15 protein-coding genes are annotated in these 21,203 nt (G+C 59.6%); 8 read left to right on the forward strand and 7 right to left on the reverse strand.

Annotated elements, in window-relative coordinates:
* Positions 1–16 precede the first annotated feature (16 nt).
* Together JAO77_RS05905 and JAO77_RS05910 are read left to right on the forward strand one after the other, a co-directional pair.
* Positions 17–1,210, forward strand: a complete 1,194-nt coding sequence (locus JAO77_RS05905) for an efflux RND transporter periplasmic adaptor subunit (RefSeq protein ID WP_198989360.1) — start codon at positions 17–19, stop codon at positions 1,208–1,210.
* Positions 1,211–1,288: 78 nt separating this feature from the next.
* Positions 1,289–2,761 (forward strand): carotenoid oxygenase family protein, encoded by a 1,473-nt coding sequence (locus JAO77_RS05910; protein WP_198989361.1) that lies wholly within the window; start codon positions 1,289–1,291, stop codon positions 2,759–2,761.
* Here JAO77_RS05910 and JAO77_RS05915 read toward each other — a convergent pair.
* The 4 genes from JAO77_RS05915 to JAO77_RS05930 form a co-directional block, all read right to left on the reverse strand.
* The gene (locus JAO77_RS05915; protein ID WP_198989362.1) at positions 2,758–3,171 is read right to left on the reverse strand and encodes an EamA family transporter; all 414 of its coding nucleotides are present in this window, start codon (positions 3,169–3,171) and stop codon (positions 2,758–2,760) included. The two genes, JAO77_RS05910 and JAO77_RS05915, sit on opposite strands and share 4 nt — an antisense overlap.
* A 243-nt stretch (positions 3,172–3,414) precedes the next feature.
* Positions 3,415–4,722, reverse strand: coding sequence for a chloride channel protein (locus JAO77_RS05920; RefSeq protein ID WP_370549748.1), 1,308 nt, complete (start codon positions 4,720–4,722; stop codon positions 3,415–3,417).
* Positions 4,723–4,902: 180 nt separating this feature from the next.
* The gene (locus JAO77_RS05925) at positions 4,903–5,970 is read right to left on the reverse strand and encodes a T9SS type A sorting domain-containing protein (protein WP_198989363.1); all 1,068 of its coding nucleotides are present in this window, start codon (positions 5,968–5,970) and stop codon (positions 4,903–4,905) included.
* A 243-nt stretch (positions 5,971–6,213) separates the two neighbouring features.
* Complete coding sequence (locus JAO77_RS05930; RefSeq protein ID WP_198989364.1) at positions 6,214–8,547, reverse strand: heavy metal translocating P-type ATPase; 2,334 nt, start codon at positions 8,545–8,547, stop codon at positions 6,214–6,216.
* A 99-nt stretch (positions 8,548–8,646) separates the two neighbouring features.
* On the opposite strand from JAO77_RS05930, the gene JAO77_RS05935 reads away from it, so the two are divergent.
* Both JAO77_RS05935 and JAO77_RS05940 read left to right on the forward strand, forming a co-directional pair.
* Complete coding sequence (locus tag JAO77_RS05935; protein WP_235998217.1) at positions 8,647–9,618, forward strand: LysR substrate-binding domain-containing protein; 972 nt, start codon at positions 8,647–8,649, stop codon at positions 9,616–9,618.
* An 85-nt stretch (positions 9,619–9,703) separates the two neighbouring features.
* The gene (locus JAO77_RS05940) at positions 9,704–10,732 is read left to right on the forward strand and encodes a YeiH family protein (RefSeq protein ID WP_198989365.1); all 1,029 of its coding nucleotides are present in this window, start codon (positions 9,704–9,706) and stop codon (positions 10,730–10,732) included.
* Between the two features lie 27 nt (positions 10,733–10,759).
* On the opposite strand, the gene JAO77_RS05945 is transcribed toward JAO77_RS05940, so the two are convergent.
* From JAO77_RS05945 to JAO77_RS05955, 3 genes are all read right to left on the reverse strand, one after another.
* Positions 10,760–12,241 carry an exonuclease domain-containing protein gene (locus JAO77_RS05945; protein ID WP_198989366.1) on the reverse strand — a complete coding sequence of 494 codons (1,482 nt, stop codon included), beginning with the start codon at positions 12,239–12,241 and terminating at the stop codon, positions 10,760–10,762.
* A 117-nt stretch (positions 12,242–12,358) separates the two neighbouring features.
* Entirely contained in the window at positions 12,359–12,820 is a 462-nt protein-coding gene (locus tag JAO77_RS05950; RefSeq protein ID WP_198989367.1) for a ferritin-like domain-containing protein, read from the reverse strand.
* A 148-nt stretch (positions 12,821–12,968) separates the two neighbouring features.
* Entirely contained in the window at positions 12,969–14,219 is a 1,251-nt protein-coding gene (locus JAO77_RS05955) for an AI-2E family transporter (protein ID WP_235998218.1), read from the reverse strand.
* 273 nt (positions 14,220–14,492) lie between these two features.
* On the opposite strand from JAO77_RS05955, the gene JAO77_RS05960 reads away from it, so the two are divergent.
* The 4 genes from JAO77_RS05960 (at position 14,493) to JAO77_RS05975 (ending at position 21,131) form a co-directional block, all read left to right on the forward strand.
* Positions 14,493–16,421 carry a DNA topoisomerase IV subunit B gene (locus JAO77_RS05960; RefSeq protein WP_198989368.1) on the forward strand — a complete coding sequence of 643 codons (1,929 nt, stop codon included), beginning with the start codon at positions 14,493–14,495 and terminating at the stop codon, positions 16,419–16,421.
* Between the two features lie 49 nt (positions 16,422–16,470).
* On the forward strand, positions 16,471–16,932 hold the full coding sequence (locus JAO77_RS05965; protein ID WP_198989369.1) for a BLUF domain-containing protein: 462 nt from the start codon (positions 16,471–16,473) through the stop codon (positions 16,930–16,932).
* Between the two features lie 215 nt (positions 16,933–17,147).
* Entirely contained in the window at positions 17,148–20,135 is a 2,988-nt protein-coding gene (locus JAO77_RS05970) for a DNA gyrase/topoisomerase IV subunit A (RefSeq protein WP_370549754.1), read from the forward strand.
* 33 nt (positions 20,136–20,168) lie between these two features.
* Positions 20,169–21,131, forward strand: coding sequence for a tetratricopeptide repeat protein (locus tag JAO77_RS05975; RefSeq protein WP_198989370.1), 963 nt, complete (start codon positions 20,169–20,171; stop codon positions 21,129–21,131).
* Positions 21,132–21,203 lie beyond the last annotated feature (72 nt).

Below are 21,203 nucleotides of genomic sequence, written 5' to 3' on the forward strand. Positions count from 1 at the left end.
TTTGATGAGTACTAGTTTGAAACAGCTCGCGCTACTTGCTGGCCTCGGCGTACTGGCCGCCTGCGGCGCTAAGCCCGATACTGCTGCCGGCACCGGTAAGCCGGCGGGCCAAGCGGGTGAGCCCGCTGCCCCAGCCGCCCCTGCCAATCCCGACCAAGTAACCGTTAGCGATGCCCAGATGCGGGCGGCGGGCATCGAGCTGGGCAGCTTCGAGCGCCAGAATATGACGACCGAAGTGCAGGCCAACGGCTCGGTAGAAGTGCCGCCGCAAAACCGGGTTTCCATCACGGCCATCCAGGGGGGCTACGTGCAATCGGTGGCGGTGCTGCCCGGCGAGCACGTGGCGGCTGGCGCCACGGTAGCCACACTGCGCTCGCCCGAGTACCTCACCTTGCAGCAAACCTACTTGCAGAGTAAGGCCAAGGTGCGCTTCCTGACTGAGGACCTAGAGCGCCAGCGCATCCTGGACGTGGAGGACGTGGGCGCCAAGCGTAAGCTGCAGCAAGCCCGGGCCGACTACGCCACCGAGCAGGCCACCCTGCGCGCTACGGCCGCCCAGCTGCGGCTGCTTGGCATTTCGGTAGCTCGCCTCGATGCTACTGGCCAGCTCCAAAACAGCGTGCCGCTGACCACGCCCATCTCGGGCTATGTGAAGGCAGTGAACATTAACCCCGGCCAGTACGTGAACCCTCAGGATGTGCTGGTAGAGGTGCTGAGCCGCGACGACCTGCACCTTGAGCTAAAAGTGTTTGAGAAAGACGTGGCCCAGGTGAAAGTAGGCCAGAAAATTCTGTTCCGGGTGCAGAATGTAGACCGCGGCGAGGAGCTCACGGCCCGCGTGTTCTTGGTGGGCCAAGCCTTCGACGACAACGCCCGCACGGTGCGCGTGCACGCTCACCTAGAGCCCGAGCGCCGCGACATGCTGCCCGGCCAGTTTGTGGCCGCTCGCATCCAAACGGCTGGCGCCCGCGTGCGCACGTTGCCCGAAAGCGCACTTATTCAGGCCGGCGACCTGAGCTATATTTTTCGGCGCGTGGGCCAGGACTCAGGCCGCACGGTGTTTCGGCGCGTGAAGGTGCGCGCTAGCCAGCCTCAGCACGGCGACGTGGCTGTGACCGCGCTCGACCCGCTGCCTGATACTACCCAACTCGTGCGCCGCGGCGCGTATTTTCTCGATGCCGAGCTGCGCAAAGGGGCTGATGACGAGTAGGGCAGTAGCCAAGCTGCAGCTTGCCGTCACGTCAACTATTTCGCGTTTGCCGTAGTTAGCGGCTAAACACATGCCACCATGCCCATTCGCCACTACCCCACGCTGCACGCCTACGTCGAGGCCAACCGCCGCACCCGCGCCGAATACGATGAGGAGGCGCTGCCGCTGCTAGAGGGCACCCTGCCGCCCGACCTGGTCGGCACGCTGCTGCGCAACGGCAACGGCCACTTTGAGCAGCACGGCGTGCCCTACGAGCACCTATTTGATGGCGATGGCATGGTGGCGCGCTTCCGCTTCGATGGGCGGGGCGTGACCTATCGCAACCGCTACGTGCGCACCGACGAGTACGTAGCCGAGGAAAAAGCCGGCCGCATGCTCTACCGCAGCTTTGGCACCAACCTGCCTGGCGGGCTGCGCGCCAACTTCGGCAAGACGCAGTTTAAAAATACCGCCAACACCAGCCTGGTGGAGCACGGTGGCCACCTGCTGGCCCTGTGGGAAGGTGGCCTGCCGCACCGCCTCGACCCTGACACCCTAGGTACCCACGGGCGCTACGACTACGATGGGGTGCTGCGCAACCCGTTTTCGTGGCTCGACCGGCGCATCACGCCCGAGCTGCCCTTTTCGGCCCACCCCAAGGTGCACCCTACCACCGGCGTACTGCACAACTTTGGCACTGTGGCCGGCACGCAGCACCGCCTGGCGCTGTATGAGGTGAGCCCCAGCGGCGAGGCCCGGCTGGCCCACGCGTTGCCCATGCCCGCCGCCACCTTCGCCCACGACTTTGTGCTGACGCAGAGCGGGCACCGTATTTTCTTTCTTACGCCGGTAGCTTTCGATGTGGTGCGGGCGCTGGCGGGTATCACGTCGCCGGCGGCTTCCATTAAGGTTGACCCTCGGCAATCTACCCAGATAGTGGTGGTGGGCCCCACCGGCGAAGTACAGCGCCTCGAAACCGAGTTTGGCTTTCCGTTTCACTTCGTGAATGGCTACCAGGACGCCGACGGCACGCTCGTGGCCGATTCCCTGCTGATGAATACTTACCCCGACTCGCTCAGCATCAAGGCCTACCTGGCCGGCAATCTGCCCGATGATGAGCCCTTGGCCAAGTTTGTGCGCTTCCGTTTCGACCTAGGGGCCGGCACCGTGACCCGGCAGGTGCTATCGGATTATGAAGGCGAACTGCCCGAAGTCAACCCCCAGCGCGTGGGGCAGCCCTACCGCTACACCTGGGCTATTGGGCGCCCGCCCAGCCACCCGCTGCCGCTGCTCGACCACCTCATCAAGCTCGATGTGCACACCGGCGAGGCATGGCACGCCTACCAGCCCGCCACGCTGGTGAGCGAGCCCGTCATCGTTCCGCGTGAGGGTGCCACCGCTGAAGACGACGCCTACTTGGTGTACCTGCGCTTCGATGCCACCACCACGACCACCGACCTGGTAGTAGCCGACGCCGCCGACCTGCGCTTGCTGGCTCGCCTGCGGCTGCCGCACAATATTCCGCTGGGCTTTCATGGCCTGTGGCAACCGGCCCAGGTAGCTATTACCTAGAGAATAAGCACCAAGGTGCCTCCAATGATGAGTGCGGCACCTAGGGCAGCTTTCAGCGTCAGGGTTTCGCCCAGAAATACTACCGACAGCCCGATAGCAATGGCCACGCTGAGCTTATCGACGGGGGCGACCTGAGATACTTTGCCCAGTTGTAAGGCCTTGAAATAGAATATCCACGACAAGCCCGTGGCCACCCCCGACAGCACTAAAAATACCCAGGTGCGTGGGCTCAGGTGCAGCAGGTCGGCCGGGTTGTCTTTGGCCAGCACTATGCCCCAGGCCACCACCAGAATAACCACCGTGCGGATGGCCGTGGCCAAATCGGAGTTGACGCCCTTGATGCCAACCTTCGCCAGCACGGCCGTGAGCGCCGCGAATACGGCGGAGAGCAACGCATACCACCACCACATAAATTGTTAATTGTTAGTGGTTAATTGTTAAGGATGTAGCTGTGTAACCAGTACTTAAGAACATGGTTAACGAGGCTGTGTTAGGAAGTTAAAAACAGCGTTTGTCATGCAGCGCGTAGCGAAGCATCTCGCGTAGCGCACTAACTTCTAGCGTTAGCAACGAAGCGAACGAGATGCTTTGCTACGCGCTGCATGACCAAACAGACTTTTTCTGACCTCCTAAAATCAGCTTCAACAGCGAATCTACAGTTCGCCCAGTTTTCGGCCGCGCTGCCGACCTAGGAGCGGATGCTTGGCCTGCCCGATTATCTGCGAGCCATAGATGCCGTGGTGCCCCGAGAAGAGGTACGCAACTACGCAAGCCAGCCCTAGGTATATGCCCGCGTGGCTGCCAAACAGCTCCAGGCCCATGAGCAAGCAGGCCAGCGGCGTATTGGCTGCCCCCGCAAAGACTCCTACAAAGCCCATGCCCGCCAGCAGCGCCACCGGCAGTGGCAGCACGCCCGCCAGCGCCGACCCTAGGGTGGCCCCAATAAAGAAAAGCGGGGTAACCTCGCCACCCTTGAAGCCCGCACCAAGCGTGAGGGCCGTCAAAAACAGCTTCCAGGCAAAGTCTTGCCCATCTAGCTGGTGCTGAAACGCTTCTACAATGACAGGTACCCCCAGGCCGGCATAGCGCGTGCCCACGGCCCACAGCAGCAGCGCCACCGCCACGCCACCCACCACGGGCCGCAGCGGTGCGTAGCGCAGCCGCCCAAACAGCCGCGAGAATGCGTGCGTGAGTGTGGCAAACGCCCGCGCCGCCAGCCCAAACAGTGCCCCCGCCAGCAGGGTAGCGCCCAGCCCGGCCGCCGTGAGCGGCAGCGCCGCCAGCTCGGGGTAGTGGGTGTGGCCCACGCCCCAGGCCCGCGTCACGATATCGGCTACCACGGCAGCCAGGAAGCTCGGTAAAATAGCCTCGTAGCGCACCCCGCCCAGCAAGAATACCTCCAGCCCAAACACAGCCCCCGCCAGCGGCGTCCCAAACACCGAGGCAAAGCCCGCGCTCATGCCTGCAATTAGCAGCAGGCGGCGGTCGCGCCGCAGGCGCAGCCCGGCCGGCAGCCAGCGCCCCAGCTGGTCGGCCAGGGCGCCGCCCATTTGTACGGCCGTGCCCTCGCGCCCCGCTGAGCCGCCAAACAAGTGCGTGAGCAGCGTGCCCCCTAGCACCAGCGGCACCAGCCGCAGCGGTATGCGCTCGCTGGGTGCGTGTATTTCGTCCAGAATCAAGTTGTTGCCCTTCACAACGCGGTTGCCAAAATGGTGGTAGGCCAGGCCCACCACCAGGCCCCCTAGGGGCAGCAGCGCCAAGGCCCACGGGTGCGCCTCGCGCCAGGCAGTTACCCACTCCAGCGCCACCAAAAAGCCCGCCGAGGCCGTACCGGCCAGCAGGCCTACCAGCCCGGCCAGCACCAGCCAGCGCCCCACATACCGCACCGTAGATGTAGCGGCTACGCCTCGCCCAGCGACCAGCCGACGGGAGGTAGGTAAAAAATCAGAAAGAACAGCCACGCTGCGAAGTAACGAGCTACGCAGCACCTAGGGGCTTTTGGCTAGGCCCGTGCCGCCTAGGTGCCTGCTCAGGCGCCACCCAACAAAAAGCCCCCGCTGAAACAGCGGGGGCTTTTCGCTACCCTAGGCTCGGCTGCCGAAGCAGCCAGGTTCTCTCCAAGTCCTAGTGTAAGTCGGCGGCTAGCGCCCACTGCTTTTAATAAACCGCGCGCTCTGGCCCGTGGCCGCATCGCGGAGAAAATACATTCCGCCGGGCAGGCTGCTCACGTCGAGCTGTTGCCGCTGGCTGCCGCTGATGTCGGCTACCTGCACCTGCTGGCCCTGCTGGTCGAACACGGCAAAATGAGTGCCAGTGCGGCCGGCTACGTTCAAAACGCTGGTGGCCAGGGTGGGGAATACCGTGAGGCCGGCCAGCAGCCCGGCATCTGCCGCTACTACGGGGCTAAACGTTTCGGTGCCCGTGGCATCTACTTGGCGCAGGCGGTAGTAGCGCAGGCCCATGGCGTGCGCATCCACAAACTGGTACGAGCGTGCCTGGGCGCTGGTGCCCGCGCACTTTACTTGGCCCAGCGAGCTGTAGCCGGCCGTTGGGCTGTCGGCCCGCTGCACTTCAAAAAAATCGGCATTGTGCTCCGAGGCCGTTTCCCACTTCAGGGTCACGCCGGCGGCTGTAGGCTGGGCCTGGAAAGTGGTGAGCTGCACGGGCAGGGGGCTTACGGTGCCGTACACGGCGTAGACATCCACATTCGAGCTTACGTTGAGCAGGCCACCCACACGTAGCTCGAGCTGGTCGAAGGGCTGCGCGGCCGTGAAAGTAACTTTATTGCTAGCATCGGTTCCTGGCAGTAGGCTGACCGCGATAGAGTTATCTGTCAGCGATACTTCTTGCAGCGCCGTAGTAGGCGTTTTGCTCGTGCTGGCATAGGTGCGGATAACCATGCGCCCGAGCACTGAGGCGTCGAGCAGGCCAGTGGCGGGCTTTACAAGCAGCATGGCCTGCTGGCCGGGCTGAATGGCTGCCGGAAAATTTACCCGTAAGGCAGCCCCGCCGACGAGAGCGGGCTGAAGCGTAGCCGCAGTGGCCGACGACTCATCTACCGCTTGGTCTGGGTTTACGGTGTTAAAGGTAGGAGAAGTAGAATAGCTGCGAGCCTGAACCTGGCTTTGAGCTGCGCACGGCAGCGCCGCGAAGCCAGCCAATACAAGGCCAATAATAGAAGAACGAAGCCGGAGAGTAAAATTGAACATAAGGAAGGAAGGGTATAGCGTACCCTTCCTTCTTTACAAAGCCATTGCCAAACTTTTCTTTATGTTTATTGTGCTACTTCGTACAGGTAAGTTCTTATAAAACCTATGTTTTTGCGCTGAACCGTCGAGTAGATTCCCAAAATGGGAAAAATAGTACTTCTCAAATTGGGTAAAATCTGCTTTTTTCGCCTAACGGAGCCGAGTACTTGCTCAATCGCCGCCTTTTCTAAGCCAACGGTAGCCCTAGGACTGCCCGGTGGGCGCAAAACGACGTAGCCGGAGCGAGTTAGTGAGTACCGAAACTGAGCTTAGCGCCATGGCTCCGGCTGCCAGCATAGGCGAAAGCAGCCAGCCCGTGGCCGGGTACAGCAAGCCTGCCGCGATAGGTATACCAATCGTGTTGTATATGAAGGCAAAGAATAGATTTTGCCGGATGGTGCGCATGGTAGCGCGCGACAGCGCGATGGCCGTAGCTACTCCCTGCAAGTCGGGCCGCATAAGGGTAATACCCGCCGCCTCGAGGGCTACGTCGGTGCCAGTGCCCATGGCCAGGCTTACATCGGCCTGGGCCAGCGCGGGCGCATCATTAATGCCATCGCCAACCATCGCTACCACTCGTCCCTCAGCCTGCAGTTCTTGTACTTTTTGGGCTTTGTTTTGTGGTAGTACTTCGGCATAATACCGCGATATGCCCGCCTGTGCGGCGATGGCCGCAGCAGTTTGGGCATTGTCGCCCGTTAGCATCACCACCTCGAGGCCCTGTTGCTGTAGCGCTCGCACGGCTTGCAGCGAAGTAGGACGTATCTCATCGGCAAGGCCCAGCACGGCTACCGCTTGCCCATCCAGAGCGGCGTACAGCACCGTCTTGGCCTGAGCTAGCAAGCCCGCGGCTACTTGCTGGGCGGCAGGAAGCAGTACGATGCCCGCTTCGCGCAGCAGGCGCTCATTGCCCAGCAGTAGGGCCTGGCCGGCCACGGTAGCCGCAGCGCCCTGGCCCGCTACGGCCCGGAACCCAGTGGCGGTAAGCACCGGGGCCTGCTGGCTGTCGGCGTAGCGAACTATGGCCGCCGCCAGTGGGTGCTCGCTTTGGCGCTCTATGGCCGCTAGCAGAGGCAGTAGGGTAGCGGCTGTGTGGCCGGGCAGGGCCACTAGGTCGGTGAGGGCGGGCTCGCCGCGGGTTAGGGTGCCGGTTTTGTCAAGCAGCACAGTATCTACGCGGTAAGCTTTTTCCAGCGCTTCCGCGTTGCGAATCAAAATGCCATAGTCGGCCCCTTTGCCGGTACCCACCATGATGGCTGTGGGCGTGGCCAGCCCTAGGGCGCAGGGGCAGGCAATAATCAGCACCGATACAAAAGCCGTGAGGGCCAGCGGCAGCCGCGTATCGGCCGGGGCCAAGGCCAGCCACAGCCCTAGGGTGAGCAATGCTACCCCTAACACAACGGGTACAAAAATTCCGCTCACGCGGTCGGCCAGCCGCTGAATGGGCGCCCGGCTGCCCTGGGCCTCGCTCACGAGCTGCACTATCTGGGCCAGCATGGTGTCGCGGCCCACCTTGGTGACCCGGAAGCGGAATGCACCGGTTCGATTGAGGGTGGCGCCGTACACAGCGTCGCCGGGGGCTTTTTCCACCGGCAGGCTCTCACCGGTCAGCATGCTTTCGTCGAGGGTTGAGGAACCCGTGACGAGTTGCCCATCGGTGGCTACTTTCTCGCCGGGACGCACGGCCACTAGGTCGCCGGGGCGCAGGTCGGCCACGGGCACGTCTTCCTCGTGGCCATCGGGGCGCACGAGGCGGGCTGTTTTGGCCTGCAAGCCCAGCAGCGCTTGCAGGGCGGCCGAGGTCTGCTGCTTGGCCCGAGCTTCGAGTACCTTACCTAGGAGGATGAGCGCAATGATAGTGGCGGTGGTGTCATAGTACACGGCCGGCGCCAGGCCATGGCGCCAAAAAAAATGGGGTGCCATCGTAGCTACCAAGCTGAATAAGAATGCCGCGCCCGTGCCCAGCGCAATCAGGGTATCCATGCTGGCCGTGCGGTGGCGCAGGCCGTTCCAAGCCGCCACGTAAAACTCGCGCCCGCTGTACAGCAACACCGGCAGCGTGAGCAGCAGCAGTAGATAGTTGAGCGTGGGCTCGGGCACCCGGTGCATAAGGGATGGCCACAGCATGAGCATGCTCAGCGGCATGATGAGGGCCGCCAGCCCGGCTGCCACCCAAAAGCGGCGGCGTAGTTGCTGGTAAGCCAGCTGCTTGCGCGCCGCTAGTTCTTCATCGCTCACCTCAGCTTCAGCGAGGCTAGCTGTGGCGGGTGCCACGGCGGGCTCGGCTACATGGTAGCCCGCAGCCTCCACGGCGGCTTTGAGGCTGGCGCGGTCGGTGGCAGCGGGCGAAAAAGCTACGGTAGCTTTTTCAGTGGCCAAGTTTACCTGAGCGCTTTGTACGCCGGGCGCTTTTTTGAGGGCGCGCTCCACAAAATTGGCGCAGGAGGCGCAGGTCATGCCCTCTATGGCAAGGGTAGCGGTTTCGACGGGGCCGGGCGTGGGCGCGGCGGCCGGTAGCGTAGGCGAGAGGGGTTGCATAGCAGGGGCGCGCGTAAGCGCGGCAGTAAAAAGGGCGGATTTAGAAGCCCGCGTAGCGTCAAGGATACAACAACAAAAGTGGCAAAATAGGCCCCCTAGATGGGTACACAATTGCGAAACTGGGGCCACAACATTCCGGCCGCGTTCTTTGCGGCCATGTCCGATTTTCGCTTGCGAGTATTCGCCGCCGTGGCCCAGCACCTGAGTTTTACCAAGGCTGCCCAGGAGCTTTTCATCTCGCAGCCCGCCGTAACCAAGCATCTGCACGAGCTCGAAAAGCAATATGGCCAGCGCCTGCTGGCCCGGCACGGCAGCCGTGTGGCTCTCACCGATGCTGGCCGCCTGCTGCTCGCTCACGCCCAGGTGGTAGCTGCCGCTGAGCAGCAGCTTGATGACCAACTGCTGGCCCTGCGCGACCCCGACGAGACCGTGGGCCGCCTGCGCCTCGGGGCCAGTACCACGCTGAGCCAATACGTGCTGCCAGCCTGGCTGCCCGCTTTCCAGCAGCGCTACCCACAGGTGCAGCTTACACTGCTGAATGCCAACTCGGAGCGCATTGCCGAGGCGCTGCTGCGCGGTGACCTCGACCTAGGCTTTGTGGAAGGCCGCTCGAAGAGCCGCGACCTGCACCACGAACTGTTGCTGCCCGACGAGCTGGTGGCTGTGCGGCGGGCCACGCCGGCCGGCCCGCCCCCGGCACCATTGCCGCTGGCCGAGGCACTGGCCCACCCACTGGTGCTGCGCGAGCGTGGCTCGGGCACGCTCGAAGTGCTGGAGTTTGCCCTGCGCGAGCACAAAATCAAGCTCAGCAGCCTGCGGGTGTCATTTTACCTTGACAGCACAGAGGCCATTAAGAGCTACCTAGGGGCCGCGCCCGATGCGCTAGGCTTTGTATCGCGGCAGGCGCTGCGGCGCGAGCTGGCAGCGGGCTTGCTCGAAGTCGTGCCCGTTGTGGGCCTAGCGCTGCCCCGGCAGTTTGAGGCGGTATGGGTACAGGGGCAGCCTTTGGTGCGGGCAGCCCAGCGGTTTCTGAGCTTCGGCCAGCAGCAAGTAAGAGCGCAGCAGTTATAACTTCTGGTTATCCGGAATAACAATTATCAATTAATTAGTAGATAATGCGTTGCATAATTTTGTGGCAGCTAAAACCCTGCCTCTTATGCCTGCCCTGCCCAACGTTGCCTCGCCCATTAATGAACAACCCACAGGCTTTTTTTGCCACTTTTATACCCCGCATCAATTATTCGGGCGTGCTGTTACGCTGCGCCAAATAGCATTTGCGCTGCTGCTGGTTTTTTGTCTCACGCCCTGGGCCTCGCCGCCCATTGCGCTGGCCCTAGGTCTATTGCTGGCCCAAACGGTCGGTAACCCTTTTACCACCCAAACCAAGTCTTTCGCGCACCAGCTACTGCAATTCTCCGTTATCGGCCTAGGCTTTGGCATGAATGCACATGCTGCCGTGCAAGCTGGCCGCGAGGGGCTACTATTCACGGTAGTGTCCATTTTTGGTACGCTGATTTTGGGCTTTTTTGCGGGCCGGTGGCTAGGGTTGGGGCGCCAGGTAGTGCACCTTATCTCATGCGGTACTGCCATATGCGGGGGCTCGGCCATCGCGGCCATCGGGCCGGTACTGGGGGCCAAAGACGATGCCATGTCAGTGAGCCTGGGCACGGTGTTCGTACTCAATGCGCTGGCGCTGTTTGCGTTCCCGCCCATTGGCCACGCCCTGCACCTGAGCCAGCAGCAGTTCGGACTCTGGTGCGCCATTGCTATCCATGACACAAGCTCGGTGGTGGGGGCGGCAGCCGCCTACGGCAACCAGGCCCTCGAAGTAGCCACTACTGTAAAGCTGGCGCGGGCGCTGTGGATTATCCCGGTGGCCCTAGGTACGGCCTTCGCTTTTAAGCAAGGGGGCGTTAAAATCACGATTCCTTACTTTATTCTGGGCTTCATCGCGGCCATGCTGTTCAATACGTATGCCCCGGCCTACGTGCCCGCTGCCAAGGCCCTAGGTCCCCTGCTGGGGCACCTAGCGAAGGTAGGCCTCACGCTGACTCTGTTTTTTATCGGGGCGGGCTTATCGGGCAGCGTGGTGCGCTCGGTGGGTGTGCGGCCCTATGTGCTAGGCCTGCTGCTGTGGCTGGTAGTATCGGCGATTTCGCTCGGCGTTATTTGGCATTCGGTGTAGTGCCGGGCGTGGCTTTGCGCATGGGCCCTAGGCAAAAATCTTAACCTGCTCGCCCTTGCGCTTGGTACGCACATACTGCCGAATAATCTGCTGCACGTCTTTATTATCGGCATACGACTGCACGGCCTGGCGGAAATCGGCCAGCTTGCGCGCCGTAAACGTTTCATCGACGTAGCCAAAGCCCACGTAGCGGCCGTTCTCGACCACTACCAGCGACTTTTCGTCGGCTCGCCGCCCGCTCCCAATCACTACAAACGACTCGTGCTCGTAGGTGATACTGTCAATGGCCTCATCTACGCGCTGGTTGTAAGTTTCGGGCGACTCCTGGCCTACGCAGGCGCCCTGGCAGCGGTGCACCTGGTAGTCGAAGCACGCACCCTGTGTCTTGTACAGTCCGCACAGCTTTTGGCACAGGTTATACTTGGCCACCTTGTGGTAGAGAAAGCCCTGCGCCTTGTACTGGTTGCCAAGCGCAATGATGGGAATCTCCGAGTTCCGGGCGTCGGCGCGGCCGTAGTATAGGCATTTGTAGCCATTCTCGTCGGTCTTGAGGTAGATGCCGGCCGGAAATACTGAGCGCCGCTGGGCCCGGTTGTAAGCCGGCTTTAGCTGCTTGATGAGGTGCGACTCGTAGAGCAGCGCCACCAGCTCCGAGCCGGTCAGCTCCCAGGTGATGTCAGCGATGGAGTTTTTAAAGTCCAAGCTCTTGCGCGATTTCACATCTACCGCAAAGTGCTGCTGAATGCGCTTGTAGATATTGATGCTCTTGCCCACATAGATGACCTCGCCCGCCTCGTTGTGGAAATAATACACGCCCGTTTCCTGGGGCAGCGCGGCCACTTTTTCGGGGGTGATGAGCGGGGGCAGCAGGGCGGTTTTGATAGCCTGGGCCACGGCCGCCACGCGGCGGGCGCTAGGTTTTTTAGCCGTGGCGTCGGGCTTACGGCCAGCGGGGGCCAGGGCATCTACGCGGGCCAGCGTATCGGCAGCATTGGCCTCGGCAGCTTCGCTCTCCTGTGTAATCTTGAGCAGGCGGTCGAAGAGGATGGCGGTGGCCTCGGCGTCGCCAGCGGCACGGTGCCGGCCGTTGAGCGGAATACCGATATTCTGGCACAGCTTGCCCAGGCTGTAGCTCGGCTGACCCGGAATGAGCGACCGGCTCAGGCGCACCGTGCACAGCGTTTTGCGCGAATAATTATACCCTAGGTCAGCAAACTCCTTCTTGAGGAAGGAGTAGTCAAAGCGCACATTATGAGCAACAAATACGCACCCTTCAGTCATCTCCACCACTTTGCGGGCCACCTCGTGAAAGCGGGGCGCATCGGCCACCATATCGTTGGTAATGCCGGTGAGCTGGGTGATGAAGGGTGGAATGCTACGGCCGGGGTTAACCAGCGTAGTATAGGAGTCAACCACCTGTTGGCCGTCGTGCACAAAAATGGCCAGCTCAGTAATGCGGTCATTTGCGGGCTGGCCGCCGGTGGTTTCTAAGTCGATAATAGCGTACAAGGGCAGCGATAAGTCGGGGAGCAGAATGCTAACAAAGTTAGGGCCCGTGTTGGTTGCCTAAGGGCACAAAAAAAGCCCGCTGGTAAGGGCGGGCTTTTTCGCGGCAGCTAGGGCTGCTTATTTGTTTTTGTTCTGGGTCAGCCAGTTTTTGGCTTGCAGGATAGCGTCGTGCTGCTGCTGGAATACCGTCTTGGCACCGGCCGGAATATCCTGAGCCGACAGAGCGGTTTCGTAGGCTTTCAGGGCCGAAGCTTCGCCGGTTTCGGCAGCTTCGAGTACCGACGAGTCGCTGCCGCCCGTGAAAGCCGACTTGATGTTAATCCAACCGCGGTGTACAGCGGCGGCGGCATCAGTAGCTACACTTTCGATGGTAGTTTCTTCGCTGGCATCAATGCCGTACTGCTTGGCGTATCCTTCTAGGTCCGATACAAAGCCAGCACGCTGCTGCGAAAACTGGCTGAGCTGCGATTTCAACTCGGGGCTCGATACTTCTTCGGCAGCTTCTTGGTAGCCTTTTACCGAGGTGCGATTCAGGTTGAGAATGTCGGTGAAGGCGCGGGTGATGGTTTCGTTAGCCATGACTTAAGTCTGTAGAGTAGGATGAAAAATAGAACGACTGATTTGTTGGTGTCGCTCACATGCCCTTGTACGGGGACTGTCGGGGCAAAGGGTTCGTTTTATTGGTATAAAATTTTGGCTTTTACTCAGGCAGACGTTTTTCCTGAACCTAGGACCGGCGGTGCTGGGGCATAGGTGGCATGCTGGGCTCGGGAGCTAGTGGTGGGCGCTTGCCGCGCATTTGGTCCCAGAACTTGGCTAGGAAGCCTCGGTCGTCACTCGGGTCTTTCTTGGTCGCTTCGCCATCGCTCACGTCACCTAGGAGGAAGCCCCAGGGCTCGGTCGATTTATTGGCATCGAGCACCACCTTTATCACTGCCGACAGCGGCACGCTCAAAATCATGCCCGGCGTGCCCCACAGCTGCGCCCCCAGAATAAGGGCCAGAATAGCCGTGAGCGGGTTGAGGCTCACTTTAGAAGCCGTAATGAGCGGCGACAAGATGTTATCTGAGATAAACTGCACTAGCATAAACACGCCGATAACCAGCAGCCCGTGCGTGAGTGAGCCCGACTCTACATAAGTAATGAGTGCCGGAATAATAGAGCCCACCGTGATACCGATGTAGGGAATAACAGCCAGCACCGAAGCAAAAACGGCGAAGAAAATGGCGTATTTCACCCCAAGAGCCAGCAGCCCAATGGCGTTCATGACTGATACTACTACAATAACCGTGAACAGGCCCGACATGTAGCCTTGCACTACATTTTGAATGTTATCGACGGTGTGCAGCACCACGGTGCGCTTGTCGGCCTCCACAAAGCGGAACATGAACTGCCGCAGGTGGTCGCGGTAGTACAGAAAGCAGAAGATGTAGATGGGCACCAGCGTAATGGTGCTGAGCACACCTAGGGTCGTGTTGAGGGTAGAACTCAGGTACTTGCTCGACTGCTTTTGCAGGGCCGAGAGCGACGAGTCGATGACTTCGTCGTGGCTCATGGGCTGGAAATGAAAGCGTTTGCTTAGGAGTTGCTGCTGTTGGTCGAAAAGTATTACCAGCTTGCTCTGGATAAGCGGCAGCTCGCTGCGCAAACTGATTATCTGGGTACCAAAAAACGTGAACAGCCCGGCCACAAAAAGCACTACCAGCAAAATAGCCGCAGCAATAGCCAGCATGCGGGGCCAGCGCCACTTTTCAAGCTTCGTCACCAGCGGCATCAGCAGCAGGCTCAGCAAAATGGCGTAAATCAGCGGCAGCAGCAGGTCGTCGAGCTTGTGGAGCACAAACACCAGCAGCGACAAGCCGATGAGCATAAAAGTGTAGTGCACCACCGCCGACTGCTTTATCTCGGTGGGCGCATGGTTAAAGGTTTGCCCCGGTAAGTTGCGGGGCTGGTTGAATTGGTTGGGTGGGGGTAACATTTTTTCAGTTAGGAGTTTTGAGTTAGGAGTGAGGCCCGGGTGGCTGAACCTTGCGGCGCCAGCTGGGGTTAAAAACCCAAACATATTGGCACCGATAAACTAATAAAACTGGCAAGTCTGGATTGAATAACGCGGCATTACGCGTTACTTTTACCAGCAAACTGCCCTCAGTACGGATTTTGAGCGGCAATAGCTAACGCCCGGCTGCCTAGTCAGCTTGCCGCAGGCAAGCTTATCTGTTAAATCTTAAAAATCCGTTTGAATCTGCGATTAATGAACGACGAACCACAAGTACTGGCTCCCGCCCACGGCTACACCGAAGACAGCATCCGCTCGCTCGATTGGCGCGAGCACATTCGGCTGCGGCCGGGTATGTATATCGGCAAGCTAGGCGACGGCAGTAGCTACGACGATGGTATCTACGTGCTGGTAAAGGAGGTAGTGGATAACTGCATCGACGAGCACGTGATGGGCTACGGCCGCACCATCGAAATAAAGATTTCGGAAAGCAAAGTGCAGGTGCGCGACTACGGCCGCGGCATCCCCCTAGGGAAAGTGGTGGATGTGGTGAGCAAAATCAACACCGGTGGCAAGTACGATAGCAAGGTCTTCCAGAAGTCGGTAGGCCTCAACGGCGTGGGCACCAAGGCCGTGAACGCCCTTAGCAGCCATTTTTTGGTGCAGAGCGTGCGCGACGGCCAGCTGAAAGCCGCCGAGTTTTCGCAGGGTAAGCTCACCGCTGACCCCAAGCCCATCAAAACCAGCCAGCGCAATGGCACGCTGATTACGTTTCAGCCCGACGATACCATCTTCCGGAGCTACGTTTTCCGGCCCGAGTATCTGGAAAGTCAGATTCGTAACTACTGCTACCTCAATGCGGGCCTGGCCATTCACTTTAATGGCCAGAAGTATGAAGCCAAGAATGGGCTCTTCGACCTGCTGAACGACAAAACCGACCTAGAAACACGGCGTTACGACATCATCCACCTAAAAGGGGAGGACATCGAGCTAGCCCTGACGCACGGCAACGACTACGGCGAGGAATACTATTCGTTTGTGAACGGCCAGTATACCACCCAAGGCGGCACGCACTTAGCTGCTTTCCGCGAAGCGGTGGTGAAAACTGTGCGCGAACACTATAAGAAGGAGTACGACGCGGCCGACGTACGGGCCAGCATCATCGGGGCCATCTCGATACGGGTGCAGGAGCCGGTGTTTGAGAGCCAGACCAAAACCAAGCTCGGCAGCATCAACATGGAGCCAGAGGGCAGCGACGGGCCAGTGCGCCCGGTGCGTGGCTTCATTGTCGATTTTGTAAAGGAGCACCTCGATAATTACCTGCACAAAAACCCGGTAGTAGCCGAAGCCCTCAAAAAGCGCATCGAGCAAAGCGAACGCGAGCGCAAGGACATGGCCGGCGTGAAAAAGCTGGCCAACCAGCGCGCTAAAAAAGCCAACTTGCACAACCGTAAGCTGCGCGACTGCCGCTTCCACCTAGGCGAGAACGCTAAGGATGGGGCCGAAAAAGAGCCGCTCACCACGCTGTTCATCACGGAGGGCGACTCGGCGAGCGGCAGCATTACCAAGAGCCGCAATGTAGAGCTGGAGGCCGTGTTTAGCCTGCGTGGCAAGCCGCTCAACTGCTTCGGGCTCAAGAAGAAGATAGTATATGAGAACGAGGAGTTTAACCTCTTGCAGCACGCTCTCAACATTGAGGAAGGGCTGGAAGGGTTGCGCTATAACCGCGTCGTGATTGCTACCGATGCCGACGTCGATGGCATGCACATTCGGCTGTTGCTGCTCACGTTCTTCTTGCAATTTTTTCCCGACCTCGTGCGCAATGGCCACGTCTACATTTTGGAAACGCCGCTGTTCCGGGTGCGCAATAAGAAGGAAACTATCTACTGCTACTCGGAAAGTGAGAAGCAGGAAGCCATGCGCAAATTGGGCCGTAACCCCGAAGTAACGCGTTTTAAGGGCCTAGGCGAGATTTCACCCGACGAGTTTGGCAAGTTTATTGGGGAAAATATTAAGCTCGAACCCGTCATCCTGCAATCCGACCGCTCTATCCAACAGGTGCTGGCCTATTATATGGGCAAGAATACTCCCGCTCGCCAAGAATTTATTATTGACAACTTGCGTCTGGAGAAAGACTTGGTAACAAGCGACGTACTGCCCGTAGCCGACATAGCGTTAGCCTAGTTCGAGCGCACCTCAAAACACTAAAATTAAGCGCCCCGTAAACTTGCTCATGCTGCTACACCACCTCATTTACGAAAGCCAAGCTACTCATCCATTCACCGAGGCCGAGTTAGCGAATCTGCTTCGGAAAGCCCGGGCGACTAATGAGGAAAAGGGCCTAACCGGGCTACTGCTCTACGCGCAGGATGGGCGGTTTGTGCAGGTGCTGGAAGGCAACGTAGACGAGGTGCACGAGCTGTATTTTATGCATATTGCGCGCGACCCGCGCCACCAGCATCTCACGCTGCTAGCCGATGGCCGCCTCAACCACCGCCGCTTTGCCGACTGGCGCATGGGCTTTCGACCGGCTACGCCCGAGGCACTGGCCGAGCTGACTGGCCACGTCAGCACATCCGACGCTACTTTTTTGCTTCCGGCGCTCCCTAACTTACCTAGCTCGCTGCTCGATAAGCTGCTCGACTACGTGCAGTACACGGTTAGCGACCCGGTTCTGGAGGAAGAAACGCGTTAGTCAGCCTTTATTTGAATTATCGCCCCCGTTCGCCCGCCGAACGGGGGCTTTTTTCTGTGATGCCAGGGTGTTGCTAGTCAGGTTAGTGTAAATACACAGGTGGTGCACTAAAATTTTTGGGAACTTTCTAGGGCAACCTACTTTTTATAGTAAGGCTTTTAGGCCAATTTTTCGGTACTTTTGCCGGTTGACTGCCGACTTTTTACGTTTTGCCCGTGGCTCTTTTCGATACTCCCGCCTCTGATGCTTCCGACCCCGCCTACCTTCAGCCCGGCGATTCCCTGGATTTTGACCTAGGGGCCCCGGCCGGCCCGGAGTTGGAAGACGACGCGGCCGAGCTAGCCGCCGATGCCACCGAAACAGTAGCAACAGCGCTGTTCGGAGACGAAACCGAAGACACTACGGAGCAGCTAGACGTAGAAGCCGAGCCCGACTCGCCCGCCGAAGCTGATGCCGAGGCTGCGAGCACCGAAGCTGAGCAAGAAGAGGAGGCTGACGCTAAGTTTGCGCCCGGTGAGGTTATTCATGATGTGAATAATGTGCGCGGTATGTACCAAAACTGGTTTTTGGACTACGCCAGCTACGTGATTCTGGAGCGGGCCGTGCCAGCCGTAGAAGATGGCCTGAAGCCGGTGCAGCGCCGCATCTTGCACGCCATGAATGAGATGGACGATGGCCGCTTCAACAAAGTGGCCAACGTGATAGGCCAGACCATGCAGTACCACCCGCACGGTGATGCCAGCATCGGCGACGCCATGGTGAACCTAGGGCAGAAGGACTTGCTCATCGAAACGCAGGGCAACTGGGGCGACGTGCGCACCGGTGACTCGGCCGCTGCGCCGCGCTACATCGAGGCACGTCTTTCCAAGTTTGCCCTGGAGGTGGTGTTCAACCCTGACATTACGGAGTGGCAGCTTAGCTACGACGGCCGTAAGCGCGAGCCTATCACGCTGCCCGTCAAGTTTCCGCTGCTGCTGGCGCAGGGTGTGGAGGGCATCGCGGTGGGCTTGAGCACCAAGATTATGCCCCACAACTTCCGCGAACTGTGCCAAGCCAGCGTGGCCGTGCTGCGGGGGCGCGACTTTCTGCTTTATCCCGACTTTCCGACGGGTGGCCTAGCTGATATCAGCAACTACCAGAGCGGGCAGCGGGGCGGCCGCATCCGGCTGCGGGCCACCATCGAGAAGGTCGATAAAACACTGTTGCTCATCCGCGATATTCCGTACGGCACCACCACCACGGCGCTCATGGAGAGCATTGTGAAGGCCTCAGAAGCGAACAAAATCAAGATTAAGAAGGTGGTGGACAACACCGCCAAGGATGTTGAGATTCAGGTGCAGCTGCCGCCCGGCGTGAGCCCCGACCTCACCATCGACGCGCTCTACGCCTTCACGGACTGCGAAATCTCTATTTCGCCCAATACCTGCGTCATCATCGACGACAAGCCGCGCTTTGTGAGTGTGGAGGACATGCTGCGCCTGAGCACCGGCAAAACTGTGCGCCTGCTCGAGCGTGAGCTGGAAATTCGGCAGCAAGAGCTGCAGGAAAAGTGGCACTCGGCATCGCTAGAGAAGATTTTCATCGAAAACCGCATCTACCGCAAAATAGAAGAGTGCGAGACCTGGGAGCAAATTCTTGAAACCATCGACCTAGGGCTCAAAAAGTTTGTGCGGGTAGAAGGGGAGAAGATGAAGGCCAACGACACGCGCATTGTGCTGCGCCGCCCCGTGAACGAGGATGACTTGACGCGCCTGACCGAAATCCGCATCAAGCGCATCTCGAAGTACGACGGCTTTAAGGCCGAAGAATACATTCAGAAGCTGGACACCGAATTGGCCGAAGTGGCCGACAACCTCGCGCACCTCACGCGCTACGCCATCACGTATTTTGAAGACCTGCTGAAGAAGTACGGCGCCAAGCGCGAGCGCAAAACCCAGCTTCGCACCTTCGACGTGGTGACGGCCCAAAAAGTGGCTATCGCCAACCAGAAGCTTTACGTCAACTACCAAGACGGCTTCGTGGGCTATGGCCTCAAGAAGGATGAGGCGGCGAAACACGTGACCGACTGCTCGGACCTCGACGATATCATCGCCATCCGGCGCGATGGTACCTTCATGGTAAGCAAAATCGCCGAGAAGACCTTCGTGGGCAAGGACATTCTACATGTAGGCGTGTACAACAAGAACGACGACCGCCTGGTGTATAACATGGTGTACGTGGATGGCGCCAGCGGCATCAGCTTTGCCAAGCGCTTCTTGGTCACGGGCATTACGCGCGATAAGGTCTACGACCTTACCAAAGGCACCAAGGGCACCAAGACGCTCTACCTCACGGCTAACCCCAATTCGGAAAGTGAGATTGTAACTATCCAGCTTTCCAACAAGGCCCAAGCCCGCGTCAAGCAGTTTGACTTCGACTTTGCCGACTTGGCCATTAAGGGCAAAGGCTCTATGGGTAACATCGTGACCAAGCAGCCGGTAAAGCAGATTACTCGCAAAGCAGTGGGTGATAGCACCCTAGGTGGCCGCGACGTGTTCTTCGACAGCGTAGTGGCTCGCCTCAAGCACGAGGCACACGGCCGCTACCTAGGCGCCTTCGATACCGACGATGCCATCTTGGTGGTGTACAAAGACGGCTCGTATGAGCTGCACGCCCCCGACCTGACCAAACATTTCGACCTACCCAACATTGTGCTGCTGCGCAAGCTGGAGCCCGATACGGTTATCAGTGCGGTGTACCTAGATGGCGAAAGCAAAACGCACTACGTCAAGCGCTTCAAAATCGAAACCAGCACGCTCGATAAGCGCTTTACTTTCATCTCCGAAACCAAAGGCTCGAAGCTACTAGCGGCTACGGCCTTCGCCGAGCCAATGGTAGAAGTAAAGCTGCAGCGCGATAAGAAAGCTGAAAAGCAGACTGAAACCCTACGCCTCGACCAGTTTATCGAGGTGAAAGGTTGGAAAGCGCTGGGCAACAAGCTGAACTACTACAAGGTGCACGCCATAACGCTACTCACCGACGAAGGCCCCGAGCCCGCCCGCCGCGAAGCTAAAAAGCGCGGTGTGGCGGCCCCTAAGATAGAGGAGGGCGCCCCGGCGCCAGCCGAGCCCGAGGCGGTACACTCCGTCGAGGTCACGGCCGAGGAAGTAGCCCAGGCCCAAGCATTGCTGCGGCGGCCCAAAGCCCAACTCGGATTGTTTTAGCAACTTCCCGCGTTAGGTGCTGTATCCTCGCCTATGAGCTACTTGCCTCCGCCCACTAAGTTGCTGCTGCTTGCCCTAGGGTTGGTGGCCGCGTGCCCTAGGTTAGGGTGGGCGCAGGGCACTACCACCTCGCCGCCCTCGGCGCCCGCTACTCCAGAGCCCAAGCCAGTGCTAAAAGTAGCCTCGAAGAGTAAGCTTGCGCAGTTGCCCGATTCGGCAGCGTTGAATGAGTATTTGCGTAAAGCGGCAGCTTTGCAGCTGAAGTTCAAAGACTCAGAGGCGCTAGCCGCCTACGAGGCGGCGCTTAAGCTTAGCCCGCAGCATTACAGCGGCTTGTGGCACGCCGCCGTGCTCAGCGTGAGCATCGGCAACCGCTACTCCGACGAAACTCGCAAGAGCGCCTACTTTGCCGCGGCCCATCAGTACGCCAGCCGGGCCCTGGCTCTGCAGCCCGAAGCCGGCGAAAGCAACTACGCTATGGCCCTGGCGCTCTTCAGCCAAGCGGGGCTGCTGAGCGCTCGCGACCGGCTGCGCATTTTTAAGCAGCTGCGGGCGCACGTGTTTTTGGCCGCCGAGCGCCGCCCCGATATGCCCGAGGCCTGGCAGTTGCTGGGCCGCTGGTACTACCGCGTGGCCCATTACAACGTGCTCGAAAAAATGTTTTCTCGCGTCGTCCTAGGTGGGTACCCACAGGGAGCCAGCTCTAAAAAGGCCATGGAGGCGATGGAAAAAGCCCGCCAGCTCGACCCCATGCGCGTGCAGTACTGCTACGACCTGGCCCGCATGTACAAGTACCAGGGACACCGCCGGCGGGCTATTGCCGTGCTGCAAGAAGCTATCAAGCTCCCTACTTACACAAGTGAGGACCTGACCGTGAACCGTCTGTGCCAGCAGCTGCTGCCGCCGCTGGTGCGAGCTGCCTCCCGCCGCGACCGTGTCCACGCCCGTTGGTACGAGCGCCTGCACGCCGGAAACAAACCCGCAGCCCGCGAGTAGTGCAGAATGCTCGAACTTCGCGGCTGGTAGTTAGCAGCTGTACATTGCTGAGTTCAAGCGAAAGGGTAGGAC

It is taken from the genome of Hymenobacter sp. BT559 (genome assembly GCF_016427535.1).
GTDB lineage: Bacteria > Bacteroidota > Bacteroidia > Cytophagales > Hymenobacteraceae > Hymenobacter.

Coding starts and splice junctions, on each gene's coding strand:
- JAO77_RS05910 (WP_198989361.1), top strand. CDS start 1,289: ATGCCCATTCGCCACTACCCCACGCTGCACGCCTACGTCGAGGCCAAC.
- JAO77_RS05915 (WP_198989362.1), bottom strand. CDS start 3,171: ATGTGGTGGTGGTATGCGTTGCTCTCCGCCGTATTCGCGGCGCTCACG.
- JAO77_RS05925 (WP_198989363.1), bottom strand. CDS start 5,970: ATGTTCAATTTTACTCTCCGGCTTCGTTCTTCTATTATTGGCCTTGTA.
- JAO77_RS05930 (WP_198989364.1), bottom strand. CDS start 8,547: ATGCAACCCCTCTCGCCTACGCTACCGGCCGCCGCGCCCACGCCCGGC.
- JAO77_RS05935 (WP_235998217.1), top strand. CDS start 8,647: ATGGGTACACAATTGCGAAACTGGGGCCACAACATTCCGGCCGCGTTC.
- JAO77_RS05940 (WP_198989365.1), top strand. CDS start 9,704: ATGCCTGCCCTGCCCAACGTTGCCTCGCCCATTAATGAACAACCCACA.
- JAO77_RS05950 (WP_198989367.1), bottom strand. CDS start 12,820: ATGGCTAACGAAACCATCACCCGCGCCTTCACCGACATTCTCAACCTG.
- JAO77_RS05955 (WP_235998218.1), bottom strand. CDS start 14,219: ATGTTACCCCCACCCAACCAATTCAACCAGCCCCGCAACTTACCGGGG.
- JAO77_RS05960 (WP_198989368.1), top strand. CDS start 14,493: ATGAACGACGAACCACAAGTACTGGCTCCCGCCCACGGCTACACCGAA.
- JAO77_RS05965 (WP_198989369.1), top strand. CDS start 16,471: ATGCTGCTACACCACCTCATTTACGAAAGCCAAGCTACTCATCCATTC.
- JAO77_RS05975 (WP_198989370.1), top strand. CDS start 20,169: ATGAGCTACTTGCCTCCGCCCACTAAGTTGCTGCTGCTTGCCCTAGGG.